This is a genomic window from Paenibacillus lycopersici, assembly GCF_010119935.1.
Lineage (GTDB): Bacteria > Bacillota > Bacilli > Paenibacillales > Paenibacillaceae > Paenibacillus_Z > Paenibacillus_Z lycopersici.
Genome location: NZ_CP048209.1, coordinates 2,550,846 through 2,563,927 on the forward strand (window position 1 = coordinate 2,550,846; position 13,082 = coordinate 2,563,927).

Sequence of the window (13,082 nt, forward strand, 5' to 3'; positions counted from 1 at the left end):
GGGCCGGTTTGCCGGCCGCGATGCAGAAGAGATGCAAACGATCCGTTCGTACGGGATGCGGGTGAAATGGAGGTTGTACGATGCCGACTCCAAGTATGGAGGATTATTTGGAACGCATTTATAAATTAATCGACGAGAAGGGCTATGCCCGGGTCTCCGATATCGCAGAAGGGCTTGAAGTGCATCCGTCCTCTGTTACGAAAATGATCCAGAAGCTCGACAAGGATCAGTATTTGATTTACGAGAAGTACCGCGGGCTCGTACTGACCAACAAAGGCAGAAAGATGGGCAAGCGGCTCATGGAGCGCCATCATTTGCTGGAATCGTTCCTGACCGTCATCGGCGTCCAGGAAGAGAATATTTATAAGGATGTCGAGGGGATCGAGCATCACTTGAGCTGGGATTCCATCACGTGCATCGAGACGCTGGTGGAGTTTTTCCGCAGAGAGCCATCCAGGATGGAAGCGTTTAAAGCGATTCAAGCGGAATTGAACAACGAGGAAGCCTAAGGGCTCCGGACGAGAGAAGCGCAATAACTGCATAGGGGATGAAAAGGGGCTTCCGGCGCCGTCGCATACGATGCGATCGGCAAGCGGGAAGCCCCTTTGCTTGTGCCGGCTTGAAATCCGGCGGACGCTAATGATATTTCGGCAAATCGTCGTCGTCCTTGCCGCCTTCAATGACGCGGAACGGCATATGCTTGCGCGTCTTGGTCCGGCTGGACTGCTGCGCATCCTTGCGGGCGCCGGCCTTGTAGCGCGGCTGCGTCTTCGTTCTCGCCTTCCTGGCAGCGCCGGGCGGGAACTTATATAGCAAATATATCGCTCCGAAAACAACGACCGGTATAAGCAGCTGATAGGGATTGCTGATCGTTTGAGCGACAAGTCCAATGACGATAAGCACCAGAATGATGATGGTTGGCAGACTCAGTTTACGAGGCATGACGCGCTCACCCTTCCTTCCCGGATCATAATGTGAAGCGGTTGTCGATGATTACGAGCGGACGCCTTGACGATCCAGTTCCAGCATGCGGTTGAACGAGGCGATCGAGACGGCGACCTGATCGTCCGTCGGCTCTTTCGTCGTCAGCTTCTGCAGCCACAAGCCCGGATAGCCGAGGAAACGAAGCACCGGCAAGTCGCGCAGCGCGTTCGTGAAGCGAAGCGCTTCATACGAGAAGCCGAGCACCACCGGGAGGAGCAGCACGCGCAAGTATACGCGTTCCCACAGCGAATCCCAATGGAAGAACGAATATACGATGACGCCGACGAGCACGGAGAACACGATGAAGCTGCTGCCGCAGCGGTAGTGCAGCCGGGTGAAGCCCTGAACGTTGTCCACGGTCAGCTCCGCGCCCGCTTCGTACGCGCTGATTACTTTATGTTCGGCGCCGTGATACTGGAAGAGCCGTTTGATCAGCGGCGTCAGCGAGATAAAATACAGGTACGAGAGCAGGAACAGGATCTTGATAGCGCCTTCGATGAGGTTGTGTACTATTATATTCTTGAACGCATGTCCAAAGATCAATTGTTCGATCAAGGCCGGCACGACGGTAAATACCAGCTTGCCGAAGACGAACGAGAGGATCCCAGCGACGGCTACGCCGACGATCATGCTGAGGCTCCAGCCCTTCTTCTCTTCCTTCCCGCCAGGAACGTCCTCCTTGTCCTTATCGGCCGGGAGCTCATCCTCCGCGTAGGATTCCATGGAGAAATTCAAATGCTGGGAGCCTTTCGCGCTGGATTCCAATATCGCGACAACGCCGCGCACAATCGGAATTTTTTTCAGGTTTTGAATCCATGGCGTCGTTTTGCGGGGGACTTCGTAAAATATGATTTCGTTATTTTTGCGGCGCACTGCGGTTACGTTCGCGTTTCGGCCTGCGAACATGACGCCCTCAATGACGGCTTGTCCGCCGTAAATATTTTGCGTGCTTTGCGACAAGGGCGAATCACCATCCTTTAATTTGACGTAATAAGTAGATCGGTTCTATGAACGGGCTCTCTTGTTATTGTACTTGATTCTACGCGACTTTGCGAGCGGGATCCTCTCCCGGCTAACGGCCGCCTCCGGTTTGCCGCTTCGACCTTTGCGCATACTATCCGCAGGCGTTTGAATCAGATGTCCAAATTACGGAGGAATGAAGATGCGCAAGACGATAAAGAACCGCAAGCGGATGAATGCAGGGAAGAGCAAAGACTTGCCTTACGACGCATCTGCCCATACGCATCCGTTCTGGTATTGCCTGCAGCTCGGCTTCTTCGGCGGCTTGTTCTGGGGGCTGATGCGCTGGCTGCTGTATACGATCAGCTTCACGAAGGTACTGCCGGGCTTTCTGGCGGATCCTTTCTTCAAGCAATCGTTTCTGAAGACGTATTGGGGGCATGCGGTCGGCATCGGCTTCTTTATCGTCTTCTCGGTCATTGCCGCCTTGCTGTACAAGCTTGCCCTTGGCCGCTTGTCGGGCCCGTGGCCGGGGTTGTTCTACGGCTTGTTCTGGTGGATCATCCTGTTCGGCATGGCAGGGCCGATGCTGGGGATGTTCCCGTATATGAATAAGATCGGGTACGACACGATTTTCACGGAATGCGCGCTTTACCTCGTTTGGGGGCTGTTTATCGGCTTTACGATCGCTTACGAATACACGGACGAGGCGTCTCGCGAGCCGATGGGCGCGCACTAGGCGCAAGGGCGCCGCGGCACTTCTCAAAGCGTAGGTATTTGTGGTAGAATGGCTAATGATCTATGCGCCGGGAGGACTCGCCATGACGTCAATACTTGTATTAAACGGACCGAATCTCAACATGCTCGGCATCCGCGAGCCCGGCATTTACGGCAGTACGACGCTGGAAGGCATCGAAACGCTGCTGAAGCGGACGGCGGAAGAGATGGGCGTTCGGATTTCATTCTTCCAGTCCAATCACGAGGGCGCGCTGATTGACCGGATTCACGAAGCGTACGGCACGGCGGACGGCATCGTGATCAATCCGGGCGCGTTCACGCATTACAGCTATGCGATTCGCGATGCGTTCAGCACCGTCGGGCTGCCCGTCGTCGAAGTGCATATTTCGAACATTCACAAGCGGGAAGCGTTCAGGCACGTCTCCGTCATCGCGCCTGTCGCCATCGGCCAAATCGCCGGATTCGGCGCGCAAAGCTACGTGTTAGGCTTGACTGCCCTCGTCCAGCATTTGAAAAATTAAGCAATCCTGTCAAGCCGCATCGTGCCTGCAGGATTTCGGAAACAGGGTGATTTCATGACCACTACGCGAGTCGCGGGACTACGCGGGAAGCTGCAGCAGCTTGGCGTGGATGCCATGCTGGTCACGAATGCCGTGAACCGCAGATACATAAGCGGCTTTACCGGTTCGTCCGGCGTGCTGCTCGTCACGCAGAAGGACAGCTGGCTGCTGACCGATTTCCGCTATATGACGCAGGCGCCTCAGCAAGCGGTTAACTTTACCGTCGTGGAGCATGCCCAGAAGTGGATCGAATCGGTCAAGGAACTGGCCGTACCGGCCGGCGTCAAGAAACTGGCTTTCGAACAGGACACCGTCGTGTTCAGCGAATATACCGCCTGGAAGTCCGCGCTCGGCGCGGATATCGAGCTTGTGCCCGTATCCGGCGCCATCGAAGGGCTGCGGATGTACAAGGACGAATCCGAGCTTGCGATCATGCGCGACGCATGCAAGCTGGCGGACGATACGTTCCAGCATATGCTTTCGTTCATTAAACCGGGGCTGCGCGAGCGAGAGGTCGCGCTCGAAATGGAAATGTTCATGCGCAGCAGGGGCGCGACGTCGTCGTCGTTCGACACGATCGTCGCGTCGGGCGAGCGTTCCGCGCTGCCGCACGGCGTTGCCAGCGACCGGGTCATCGGCACCGACGAGTTCGTGAAGCTTGATTTCGGCGCGTACTATAACGGCTACTGCTCCGACTTGACGCGAACCGTCGTCGTCGGCAAGCCGACGGACCGCCACCGCGAGATTTACGAAATCGTGCTGGAAGCCCAATTGGCGACATTGGCCGGCATCAAGCCGGGCATGACAGGCAAGGAAGCCGACGCCATCGCCCGCGATATCATTACCCGCTACGGGTACGGCGACAAATTCGGGCACGGCACCGGACACGGTCTCGGCATGGAAATCCATGAAGCGCCGCGGCTGTCGGTTTCGGGCACGGCCGTGCTGGAGCCGGGCATGACCGTAACGGTCGAGCCGGGCATTTACCTGCCGGGCTTCGGAGGCGTGCGCATCGAGGACGATATCGTCATCACCGCCGCCGGCAATACGTTGTTAACCTCATCTCCGAAAACATTGTTCATTTTGGAATGAGTTCAACTAAACATATCTTCATCGCCCGCAGCCGCGTCCGCGCGGAGCAGGCAACTAATTCTAGGAGGAATCTGCAGTGATTTCAGTAAACGATTTTAAAACAGGCCTGACCGTCGAGGTTGACGGCGACATCTTCACGGTTCTGGACTTCCAGCACGTAAAACCGGGTAAAGGCGCGGCTTTCGTCCGCTCCAAATTAAAAAACCTCCGCAACGGCAACACGGTCGAGCGTACGTTCCGCGCCGGCGAGAACATCGGCAGAGCGACGATCGAGAACCGCGCCGTTCAATACCTGTACAACTCCGGCACGGAATACTCCTTCATGGACAACGAATCCTTCGACCAATTCACGCTCGACAAGAACCAGCTGGAATGGGAGATCAACTTCCTGAAAGAAAACATGACCGTTAACATCTCCAGCTACAACGGCGAAATCATCGGCATTCAGCTGCCGAACAGCGTCGACCTGAAAGTAACGGAAACGGAGCCTGGCGTTAAAGGCAACACGGCGCAAGGCGCGACGAAGAACGCGACGGTCGAAACCGGCCTGAACGTGCAAGTGCCTCTCTTCATTAACGAAGGCGATGTCCTGCTGATCGATACGCGCGACGGCAAATACATTTCCCGCGCTTAATTTCGGCATCGATAACGCTCCATCGGAACCGCTTGGCTACGCGCCCAGGCGGTTTTTGTCGTATTCAAAAGGTTGCGCTTATGATATAATCTTGTTTTGATGAAACATTACAACCTAAGACTTTTACACTAGAACTTTCGTGGGAGTGGATGAGCGGTGTCGTTGATAGTAATGAAATTCGGCGGCAGCTCCGTAGGCTCGACAGAGCGGATGCAGCGGGTTGCCAGGCGAATTGCCGATTATAGAGAGGCCGGTCACGACGTCGTCGTCGTCGTCTCGGCCATGGGAGATACGACGGACGATCTGATCGATCAGTCGAAGCTGCTGAACCCGAATCCGCCGGCGCGCGAGATGGATATGCTGCTGACGGTCGGCGAACAAATCTCGGTCGCGCTGCTGTCCATGACGATCGATGCGCTCGGTTACAAAGCGAAGTCGTTCACGGGCTGGCAAGCGGGCATTTCGACCGAAGCCGTGCACGGCAAAGCCCGGATCACGGACATTCAGCCGCGGCGGATCTTCGACGCGCTCGAAAGCGGCCACGCCGTCATCGTCGCCGGCTTCCAGGGCGCGACGGACGAGGGCGAGATCACGACGCTCGGACGCGGCGGTTCCGATACGACCGCAGTGGCGCTCGCGGCGGCGATCCAAGCCGACGTCTGCGAGATTTATACCGACGTGGACGGCATCTATTCGACGGATCCGCGCGTCGTGAAATGCGCGCGCAAGCTGGGCGAGATTTCGTACGACGAAATGCTGGAGCTGGCGAACCTGGGCGCGGCCGTGCTGCATCCGCGCGCGGTCGAATACGCCAAGAACTACAACGTAAAGCTCGTGGTGCGTTCCAGCTTTACGCAAAACGAAGGAACGAGTGTGAAGGAGGAAGCGGTCATGGAGCAGGGGATGGTCGTTCGCGGCATCGCATATGACAAGAACGTAGCACGTATCAGCATTTTGGGTGTGGAAGATATTCCGGGCGTCCTCGCGCAAGTATTCGGCGCGCTGGCGACGAGCGGCATCGACGTCGACATTATCGTGCAAAGCGGCACGCAGGACGGCAAAGCCGACTTCGCCTTCACGGTTTCGCTCACCGACAAGGACAAGGCGATCGCGGTCGTCGAGAGCATTCGCGGCGAGGTGCCTTATCGCGAAGTGACGTCGGAAGAGAACCTCGTGAAAGTGTCCATCGTCGGCGCGGGCATGGTCAGCAATCCGGGCGTCGCGGCGAAAATGTTCAAAGCGATCTACGATCTCGGCATCAGCATCAAGATGGTGACGACATCCGAAATCCGCTTGTCCGTCATTATCGCGGCGGAACCGGCGCAGGACGTCGTGCGCGCGCTTCATACCGCGTATGGGTTGGATACGGCGGAGCAGGCATTCGTCGGCGGACCTCAGGATCGCCGCTAATCGTCTGACGCGCCGGCATACAAGAAGCCTCATCCCTCGGTCATCGGGGGATGAGGCTTCTTTGGCGTTCGCGGGCCGCATGCGATGCGGGGCGGCCGAGCCGCAGCGGGCGGCAGGCTAGAAGAAGCGGCTGCCGATGAAGCTGAACAGCTTCATCAGAATCACGGTAATCCCCGCCGCCATCAGCGGTCCGACCGGTATGCCCCGCAGGAAGACGATGCCGAAGATCGACCCGATCACGAGGCCGACGATCAGCTGCGGATCGAGCTTCAGCATTTCAAGCCCTTTGCCGTTCACGTACGTCGCGACGGCGCCGCCGGTCAACGCGAGGATGCCCGGCCAGGAAGTGACGACGCTCATAATATCCTTCGTCCCGATCCGTTCCGCGGCGAACGGGACGAGCACGCTGAACGTCAGGAATAGGAGGCCGAGCTCCAGGCCCCTGCGCTCGATGGTCGGCAGAAACCGCTCCAGATGGATCAGCTTCACGACGAGCAGCACGCAAGCCGCCGTCGATATAATCGGAGAACGGCCGATTAACCCGATAATGATCAGAACGACAAGAACGATTTCCCCGCTCATGCTTGTTGACCCCTTCAATCGTAGTCACCGCCTCCATGCGAATAATGGAGCGCCCATACCCCCATTGTATGGAACAAGCCTTCGCGTTATGTCTTCGTAATCGATCTATCGTGACGCCTTACGCGAGCACGTCGCCTTGGAGCCGCGGCACGATAACGCTGCTGTTGATCTGGCAGCAGTGGTCCACATCCCGCGTATGGCCGTTCTTGACGAGGCGGCGGCCCGTCGTGCCGCCGAGAAGCATGTCTCGCAGCTTGCCGTCGCTGCTGCGGTACAAGCCGAGCATGGCGGCGCCGAGATCGTTCATCTCGATGCTCTGCACGCTGCCGAGCTGCTTCAGCTCGCTGATGATGAGGCCGGCGCAAAGGCCGTCTTCCAGCGCGAACTCGTTATGGCTTCCCGCGCACAGCAGCACGACGTCGCGGCGCAGATCCGCGGCGGTGCCGGCGCAAGCGGAAGCGTTGTTCAGACAGCCGGCCAGCACGCAGTCCGCGCGCATCGCCTTGTGCAGCGCGCGCGTCCCGTTCGTCGTCGTCAGCACGATGCGTTTGCCGCCGACGGCTTCGGCCGTAAACTCCTCCGGCGAGTTGCCCAGCTCGAAGCCGGGAATTTTGCGGCAGAACCGCTCCCCGGCGAGCACATGGTCGCTGCATTGGAGCGAGCGCGCCTCCAGAACGGTTTCGACGGGCATGACGCCGGCCGCGCCGGCCGCGAGCGCGGCGACGATCGTGCTCGTCGCGCGGAGCACGTCGATGACGATGACCGTCCGGTGAACGAACCGGTCGGCTTGCGCTTCATTGACGCTGGAAATCACTTCAATCTGCATGCGTGTTACGCTTCCTTCCTTTTTACTTTCCCTATGATTTAAAAGGTTTTGTCGTAGGAGTGACCGGAGGTCGGAACGGAGTCGGAAAAGCGTTAGCGTTCGCCTTTGTAGTCTGATTTCAACCAATACTCTCCTAGATAATCGAAGAAATCAGAACTACAACAGCGATTGGAGACCCGTTCCGACCGCAGGTCATGCTCTTGACGAAACTTTTAAATCATATACACGAACGGCTCGACCCGCTGCCCGAAATAAAACGTGTCCGAACGCAAGCCGCGGCGCATCGTCTCCAGCGCGAGCACTTCGGACGGCTGGATATTGCCGAGATTCGCGGCGGCGCCGAACGTTTTCAGCATTTGCACCTGCTGCTGCTTCAGCGGCGTCTCCCACATGATCCGACTGATGTCGCCGAGCGTATCGCTGACGGACTCCAGCACGTTCTGCGCGCATTCGCCATTACGGTCGAACAAGCCGACGCCCACGCCGGATTCACGCGCTTCGATCGTAACCATATCCGCGCCGGCATGCCAATCCGCCTCGGCCGTGAGCAGCAGCTCGTTCGCGTCGACGAGCGAGCCGCTCAGCTTCTTCCCATACTCCGTTACGACCCGCAGCCCGTTGCGGGCGCCTTCTTGGATGAGCTCGGTGCGCAGCTTCCGGCTGAGCTCGATCGTGCCGTCGGAAACCTCGATGCCGTTGAAGCCCAGGCGGCATACCGTATTGAAGAACGCAGGCGCGACGTCCTGCTGGATCGCCGTTTCGAGCAGCGTTCCGCCGGGCATGACGGTCACGCCCTTCCGCTTCGCCAGATCGATTTTGGCCAGCAGCAGCTCGGTCGGGTAGAGCGGCGCCGTTCCGAAGCCGAATTTGACGCAGTCGATATAGGCCGCCGCCGTCTCCATCAAGTCTTCGAAGGCATGCCGTCCCAGTCCTTTGTCGATGACCATCGTTTGTCCCCGTCCGGAGACGCGTTCCGTGTCCAGCCCGCTGCCGGGTCTGCCGGACGATTCGCGCTGACCGCTCGGATCCAGCAGCGAGGCGGGCCATGCCGCCTGTGGAATTGATTTCATTCGATCTCCTCGCTATCCATTCGTTTGCTTGCACGTTCGCGCATGGCCGGGCGAGATCGCTCCTGCTTTGCGCGCGTTATAACAGGAGAGCTCCCGAATCGCCTATCCATGGCGGTAGATCCGGATTCTTCCTGTCACCCGAGCAATATATGCATGGCGCCTAGGGTCGGTGCCGCGAGTGCGGGGCGGATGCCCATTTTATACGAATGAAAGAGAGACAGGCCCGCATACGTTATATAAGAGAGGTCGGTTGCTATAGTCGCGAAAGTCCGTTCGGAATCATAGGAAAAGAGGGATTGGCATGCTTAACAAAATCGTGCTCAGCATGGCGACGCTGCGGATTTTCTCCGGCACGCTGGAAATCATGGCGGCGCTCATCATGCTGCGGCTGAACCAGATCGACAAGGCGCTTGTCGTCAATTCGTCGCTGGCGCTGGTGGGGCCGCTCGTGCTTATTTCGACGACGACGATCGGGCTTGTCGGGCTGTCGGACAAACTGTCGTACGGTAAAATGCTGTGGATCGTCGGCGGCGTCGCATGCATTTTGATAGGCGCGCTGAAGAAGTAGATTGAGGCATATGCGGCGGCTTGTCCGCATACAATGGGATCAAAGATGGACAATCCATCCTCTATCAAACTAGCAAAACGCCGTCAGACAGCCGATAAACGATAGCCGGGCCGGTCGTTCCGCCGAAGCGGAACTGCCCGCCTATGCATCCGAGGAGGAATGCTGGATGCTTCGAGGAGTGCAGCATTTGCTGCCTGCCGAGCTTGCCGAAGTGCTAAGCCGAATGCCGGAACGACAGAAAGACGAATTGGAAGAAATCCGCATCCGCGAATGCCGGCCGCTGGAAATCGGCACCTCGCGGGGATTTTGGTTCTTATCGCCGGACGGACGGCCGCTCGATCGTCCCGAAGGGGCGTACAAGCCGTCAACGGATGTCTGCCGCAAGATGCTGGAACGCGTCACGAACCATTCGTTATATGCGATGGAAGAGGAATTGAGGCGCGGGTACATCACCGTCGCCGGCGGTCACCGGATCGGACTGGCCGGCCGGACCGTGCTGGAAGGCGGCGCCGTACGCGGGATTCGCGACATTGCGGCGTTCAACGTGCGGATCGCGAGGGAGGTCGTCGGCGCGTCGGCAAGCTTGCTGCCCAAGCTGCTGGACCACAGGCGGCAGACGCTCCAGTCGACGCTCGTCATCGCGCCGCCGCAGCAGGGCAAAACGACGCTTGTCCGGGACTTGGCCCGGGCGGCGAGCAGCGGCGAGTGGGCTTACCCGCCGGCGGCAGGCTGGCCGGGACGCAAAGTCGGCATCGTCGACGAGCGTTCGGAAATCGCCGCCTGCGTCCGCGGGGTGCCGACCTTCGACGTCGGGCCGAGAACCGACGTGCTCGATGCCTGTCCCAAGGCGGAGGGCATGATGATGATGCTCCGTTCGCTCTCGCCGGACATCATGATCGTGGACGAAATCGGCCGCGAGGAAGACGCGGCGGCCATTCTGGACGCCAGCCACGCGGGCGTGGCGGTCATCGCGACAGCGCACGCCCTCGATCTCGAGGACGCGCGGGCCCGGCCCGTAATCGGCCGGCTGCTGGACGCCGGCGCCTTCCGGCTCTGCGCGCAGCTGCAGCGCTCAGGCTCATCGCTTGCCGGCCGGGTGTTCCCGGTCGCCAGCGCGTACCGGGCGCCGGCCGCGCGCGAGCCGACAAACGCGTAGAGGAGGCGGCAGCGTTGGTTGAATTGATCGGTGCGACGCTCGTTCTGTTCGCCGGCACGATGATCGGCTGGCAGCAGGCAGCGAGATACGCGGCGAGACCGAAACAAATCCGGCAGCTGATCCACGCGCTGCAGCGGCTGGAGACCGAGATCGGCTACGGCTTTACGCCGCTGCCGGAAGCGATCGCCAGATGCGCGGCGCATGTCCCGGAGCCGGCGGCTTCGATTCTGCGGGCGGTGAACGGCCGGCTTGCCGGCGGCGGAGAGCTCACCTTCAGGGAGAGCTGGGAAGCCGCGATGACGGAAGCCTGGCCGAACACGGCGATGCGGCAGACGGAGCAGGCGGCGCTAGTGCGGCTCGGACACAATCTCGGGATCAGCGACCGCGAGGATCAGATGAAGCATCTGAAGCTTGCCGTGCAGCAGCTGCAATTCGAGGAGGACGCGGCGCGGCTCGACAGCGCCAGGTACGTGAAAATGTGGCGAAGCTTAGGAGTTCTCACGGCCGCGCTGATCGTCATTTTGATTCTTTAGTGGGGTGCCGGAAGCATGAACATTGATGTCAGCGCCATTTTCCAAATCGCCGGGATCGGTATCGTAACGGCTATGATCCATACCGTTCTGAAGCAAATGGGCAAGGAAGATATGGCGCATTGGGTAACGCTGATCGGCTTTGTCGTCGTCTTGTTTATGGTCATCCGGCTCTTGAACGACTTGTTTCAGGAGATCAAAACGATATTCCTGTTCCAATGAGGATGGCTGAGAACGGCCGGGGACGGCGCGAATGAAGGCGGCGCATAAGCTTGTTGGCAAGGCGGGTGAGTAGGGATTGGAAATCATCCAGATCGTAGGGCTCGGACTTGTCGCAACCGTGCTTGTGCTCGTCGTGCGCGAGCAGAAGCCGATGTTCGGCTTCCTGCTGGCGGCATTCACGGGATTGTTCATCTTCCTGTTCGTCATCGGCAAGATCGAAGCCGTCATCGGCGTGCTGGAGCAGCTCGCGGACCGGTCGGGCATCCCGTCGATCTACCTGAAGACGGTGCTCAAAATCATCGGGATCGCGTACATCGCGGAATTCGGCTCCCAGATCGTCCGGGATGCCGGCCAGGAAAGCATCGCGTCCAAGATCGAGTTCGCCGGCAAGATCCTCATTCTCGTGATGGCGGTTCCGATCATCAGCGTCATCGTCGAAACTGTACTCGGCCTTCTGCCGGTAGGGAGTTGAATATTATGCGTCAGCGCTTCGTCCGGTTCGCGGTTCTGCCGCTCATGCTCTTGTGGGCGCTGCTGCTGTTATCCGCGCCGACGGCGACGGCGGCGGAAGGGGCCGGGCCGCAGGCTTCGCAGGCCGCGCAGCAGGGAGACGCCTCCGCTCCCGCGGCTGCTGACAGGGATGCGGATGCCGTGAACCAACGGCTGTCGGACGAGCAGCTTCAGGGGATCGACACGGAGGCGGTGGAGAGCTACTGGAATACGCTGATGAAGGATTACGGCGGGTTCTTCCCCGACCGGAAGGTGCCAAGCTTCATCCAGATGATCATGCCGGGCGGCGAAGGGCTCAAGCTGTCGACCGTCTTGTCGGGCCTGCTGCGATACGCGCTTCACGAAGTGCTGTACAACGGCAAGCTGCTGGTCACGATCGTCATCCTGACCGTGTTCAGCATGATGCTGGAAACGCTGCAGACGGCGTTCGAACGCAATACCGTCAGCAAAGTCGCGTACAGCATCACCTACATGGTCATGATCGTGCTCGCGGTCAACAGCTTCAACGTCGCGATCGGCTATGCGAAGGACGCCATCACCGGCATGATCCAATTCATGATGGCGATGGTCCCGCTGCTCCTGACGCTGCTCGCTACGATGGGGAGCGTCGTGACGGTAACGGTGCTGCATCCGCTCATCGTGTTCATGATCAACGCGGTCGGCACCGTCATTTACACCCTTGTTTTCCCGCTGCTGTTCTTCTCGGCCGTCCTGCATATCGCCAGCTCCTTGTCGGACAGGTTCAAGGTGACGCAGCTCGCCAACGTGCTTCGCAACGTGGCCGTCGGATTGCTGGGCGTCATGCTGACGGTGTTCCTCGGCGTCATCTCCGTGCAGGGCGCGACCGGTTCCGTCACCGACGGCGTCACCATGCGGACCGCCAAGTTCGTCACCGGCAACTTCGTGCCGGTCATCGGGAAGACGTTCTCCGACGCGGCGGACACGGTCATATCGGCTTCGCTGCTCGTGAAGAACGCCATCGGCATCGCGGGCGTCGTCATTATCCTGTTCCTGTGCGCGTTCCCGGCCGTCAAAATCATGACGCTCGCCATCATCTACAACGTGTCGGCCGCGGTCATGCAGCCGCTCGGGGACAGTCCCATCGTCAACTGCCTGCAGACGATCGGCAAGACGCTGATTTACGTCTTCGCGGCGCTGGCCGCGGTCGGGCTCATGTTCTTCCTGGCCATCACGATCATACTGACGGCGGGCAACGCGGCCGTCATGATGAAGTAGCGGA

17 protein-coding genes are annotated in these 13,082 nt (G+C 59.2%); 12 read left to right on the plus strand and 5 right to left on the minus strand.

Going from position 1 to position 13,082, the window contains the following annotated elements; translation table 11 throughout:
• The first annotated feature begins 80 nt into the window (after window positions 1-80).
• Window positions 81-509, plus strand: a complete 429-nt coding sequence (gene mntR, locus GXP70_RS11100) for a transcriptional regulator MntR (protein ID WP_162356634.1) — start codon at window positions 81-83, stop codon at window positions 507-509.
• Window positions 510-636: 127 nt separating this feature from the next.
• Here mntR and GXP70_RS11105 read toward each other — a convergent pair whose 3' ends face one another.
• Window positions 637-942: a hypothetical protein gene (locus GXP70_RS11105; protein ID WP_162356636.1), complete on the minus strand. Its 306-nt coding sequence runs from the start codon at window positions 940-942 to the stop codon at window positions 637-639.
• A gap of 51 nt (window positions 943-993) precedes the next feature.
• Window positions 994-1,890, minus strand: coding sequence for a DUF1385 domain-containing protein (locus tag GXP70_RS11110; RefSeq protein WP_192043479.1), 897 nt, complete (start codon window positions 1,888-1,890; stop codon window positions 994-996).
• A 256-nt stretch (window positions 1,891-2,146) separates the two neighbouring features.
• Here GXP70_RS11110 and GXP70_RS11115 point away from each other — a divergent pair, with 256 nt between their 5' ends.
• From GXP70_RS11115 to GXP70_RS11135, 5 genes are all read left to right on the plus strand, one after another.
• Window positions 2,147-2,683, plus strand: coding sequence for a YqhR family membrane protein (locus tag GXP70_RS11115; RefSeq protein ID WP_225442765.1), 537 nt, complete (start codon window positions 2,147-2,149; stop codon window positions 2,681-2,683).
• 82 nt (window positions 2,684-2,765) lie between these two features.
• Complete coding sequence (gene aroQ / locus GXP70_RS11120; protein WP_162356641.1) at window positions 2,766-3,203, plus strand: type II 3-dehydroquinate dehydratase; 438 nt, start codon at window positions 2,766-2,768, stop codon at window positions 3,201-3,203.
• Between the two features lie 54 nt (window positions 3,204-3,257).
• Window positions 3,258-4,334, plus strand: coding sequence for a M24 family metallopeptidase (locus GXP70_RS11125; RefSeq protein ID WP_162356643.1), 1,077 nt, complete (start codon window positions 3,258-3,260; stop codon window positions 4,332-4,334).
• A gap of 76 nt (window positions 4,335-4,410) precedes the next feature.
• Complete coding sequence (efp, locus tag GXP70_RS11130) at window positions 4,411-4,968, plus strand: elongation factor P (protein WP_162356645.1); 558 nt, start codon at window positions 4,411-4,413, stop codon at window positions 4,966-4,968.
• A 156-nt stretch (window positions 4,969-5,124) separates the two neighbouring features.
• Window positions 5,125-6,378 carry an aspartate kinase gene (locus tag GXP70_RS11135; protein WP_162356647.1) on the plus strand — a complete coding sequence of 418 codons (1,254 nt, stop codon included), beginning with the start codon at window positions 5,125-5,127 and terminating at the stop codon, window positions 6,376-6,378.
• A 117-nt stretch (window positions 6,379-6,495) separates the two neighbouring features.
• Here the strand turns inward: GXP70_RS11135 and GXP70_RS11140 are convergent, their stop codons facing one another.
• The 3 genes from GXP70_RS11140 to GXP70_RS11150 all read right to left on the minus strand — a co-directional run bounded on the left by GXP70_RS11140 (window position 6,496) and on the right by GXP70_RS11150 (window position 8,856).
• Window positions 6,496-6,960, minus strand: a complete 465-nt coding sequence (locus tag GXP70_RS11140; protein WP_162356649.1) for a DUF441 domain-containing protein — start codon at window positions 6,958-6,960, stop codon at window positions 6,496-6,498.
• A gap of 118 nt (window positions 6,961-7,078) precedes the next feature.
• On the minus strand, window positions 7,079-7,786 hold the full coding sequence (locus tag GXP70_RS11145) for a 2-phosphosulfolactate phosphatase (protein ID WP_162356650.1): 708 nt from the start codon (window positions 7,784-7,786) through the stop codon (window positions 7,079-7,081).
• A gap of 212 nt (window positions 7,787-7,998) precedes the next feature.
• Window positions 7,999-8,856, minus strand: coding sequence for a phosphosulfolactate synthase (locus GXP70_RS11150; protein ID WP_162356652.1), 858 nt, complete (start codon window positions 8,854-8,856; stop codon window positions 7,999-8,001).
• Between the two features lie 301 nt (window positions 8,857-9,157).
• Here GXP70_RS11150 and GXP70_RS11155 point away from each other — a divergent pair, with 301 nt between their 5' ends.
• From GXP70_RS11155 to spoIIIAE, 6 genes are all read left to right on the plus strand, one after another.
• Complete coding sequence (locus tag GXP70_RS11155) at window positions 9,158-9,424, plus strand: YqhV family protein (RefSeq protein WP_162356654.1); 267 nt, start codon at window positions 9,158-9,160, stop codon at window positions 9,422-9,424.
• A gap of 166 nt (window positions 9,425-9,590) precedes the next feature.
• On the plus strand, window positions 9,591-10,580 hold the full coding sequence (gene spoIIIAA / locus GXP70_RS11160; protein WP_162356656.1) for a stage III sporulation protein AA: 990 nt from the start codon (window positions 9,591-9,593) through the stop codon (window positions 10,578-10,580).
• 14 nt (window positions 10,581-10,594) lie between these two features.
• A complete protein-coding gene (gene spoIIIAB, locus GXP70_RS11165) occupies window positions 10,595-11,113 on the plus strand; it encodes a stage III sporulation protein SpoIIIAB (RefSeq protein ID WP_162356658.1) in 519 nt (172 codons plus the stop codon).
• Window positions 11,114-11,128: 15 nt separating this feature from the next.
• Window positions 11,129-11,332, plus strand: a complete 204-nt coding sequence (gene spoIIIAC / locus GXP70_RS11170; protein ID WP_162356659.1) for a stage III sporulation protein AC — start codon at window positions 11,129-11,131, stop codon at window positions 11,330-11,332.
• Between the two features lie 76 nt (window positions 11,333-11,408).
• Window positions 11,409-11,804 carry a stage III sporulation protein AD gene (spoIIIAD, locus tag GXP70_RS11175; RefSeq protein ID WP_162356661.1) on the plus strand — a complete coding sequence of 132 codons (396 nt, stop codon included), beginning with the start codon at window positions 11,409-11,411 and terminating at the stop codon, window positions 11,802-11,804.
• Window positions 11,805-11,809: 5 nt separating this feature from the next.
• A complete protein-coding gene (gene spoIIIAE / locus GXP70_RS11180) occupies window positions 11,810-13,078 on the plus strand; it encodes a stage III sporulation protein AE (protein ID WP_225442766.1) in 1,269 nt (422 codons plus the stop codon).
• The last annotated feature ends 4 nt before the right edge of the window (window positions 13,079-13,082 follow it).

Excerpts from the sequence above, each read along its gene's own strand:
- mntR (WP_162356634.1), top strand. The coding sequence starts at position 81 with ATGCCGACTCCAAGTATGGAGGATTATTTGGAACGCATTTATAAATTA.
- GXP70_RS11105 (WP_162356636.1), bottom strand. The coding sequence starts at position 942 with ATGCCTCGTAAACTGAGTCTGCCAACCATCATCATTCTGGTGCTTATC.
- GXP70_RS11110 (WP_192043479.1), bottom strand. The coding sequence starts at position 1,890 with ATGTTCGCAGGCCGAAACGCGAACGTAACCGCAGTGCGCCGCAAAAAT.
- GXP70_RS11115 (WP_225442765.1), top strand. The coding sequence starts at position 2,147 with ATGCGCAAGACGATAAAGAACCGCAAGCGGATGAATGCAGGGAAGAGC.
- aroQ (WP_162356641.1), top strand. The coding sequence starts at position 2,766 with ATGACGTCAATACTTGTATTAAACGGACCGAATCTCAACATGCTCGGC.
- GXP70_RS11125 (WP_162356643.1), top strand. The coding sequence starts at position 3,258 with ATGACCACTACGCGAGTCGCGGGACTACGCGGGAAGCTGCAGCAGCTT.
- GXP70_RS11140 (WP_162356649.1), bottom strand. The coding sequence starts at position 6,960 with ATGAGCGGGGAAATCGTTCTTGTCGTTCTGATCATTATCGGGTTAATC.
- GXP70_RS11145 (WP_162356650.1), bottom strand. The coding sequence starts at position 7,786 with ATGCAGATTGAAGTGATTTCCAGCGTCAATGAAGCGCAAGCCGACCGG.
- GXP70_RS11150 (WP_162356652.1), bottom strand. The coding sequence starts at position 8,856 with ATGAAATCAATTCCACAGGCGGCATGGCCCGCCTCGCTGCTGGATCCG.
- GXP70_RS11155 (WP_162356654.1), top strand. The coding sequence starts at position 9,158 with ATGCTTAACAAAATCGTGCTCAGCATGGCGACGCTGCGGATTTTCTCC.
- spoIIIAA (WP_162356656.1), top strand. The coding sequence starts at position 9,591 with ATGCTTCGAGGAGTGCAGCATTTGCTGCCTGCCGAGCTTGCCGAAGTG.
- spoIIIAC (WP_162356659.1), top strand. The coding sequence starts at position 11,129 with ATGAACATTGATGTCAGCGCCATTTTCCAAATCGCCGGGATCGGTATC.
- spoIIIAE (WP_225442766.1), top strand. The coding sequence starts at position 11,810 with ATGCGTCAGCGCTTCGTCCGGTTCGCGGTTCTGCCGCTCATGCTCTTG.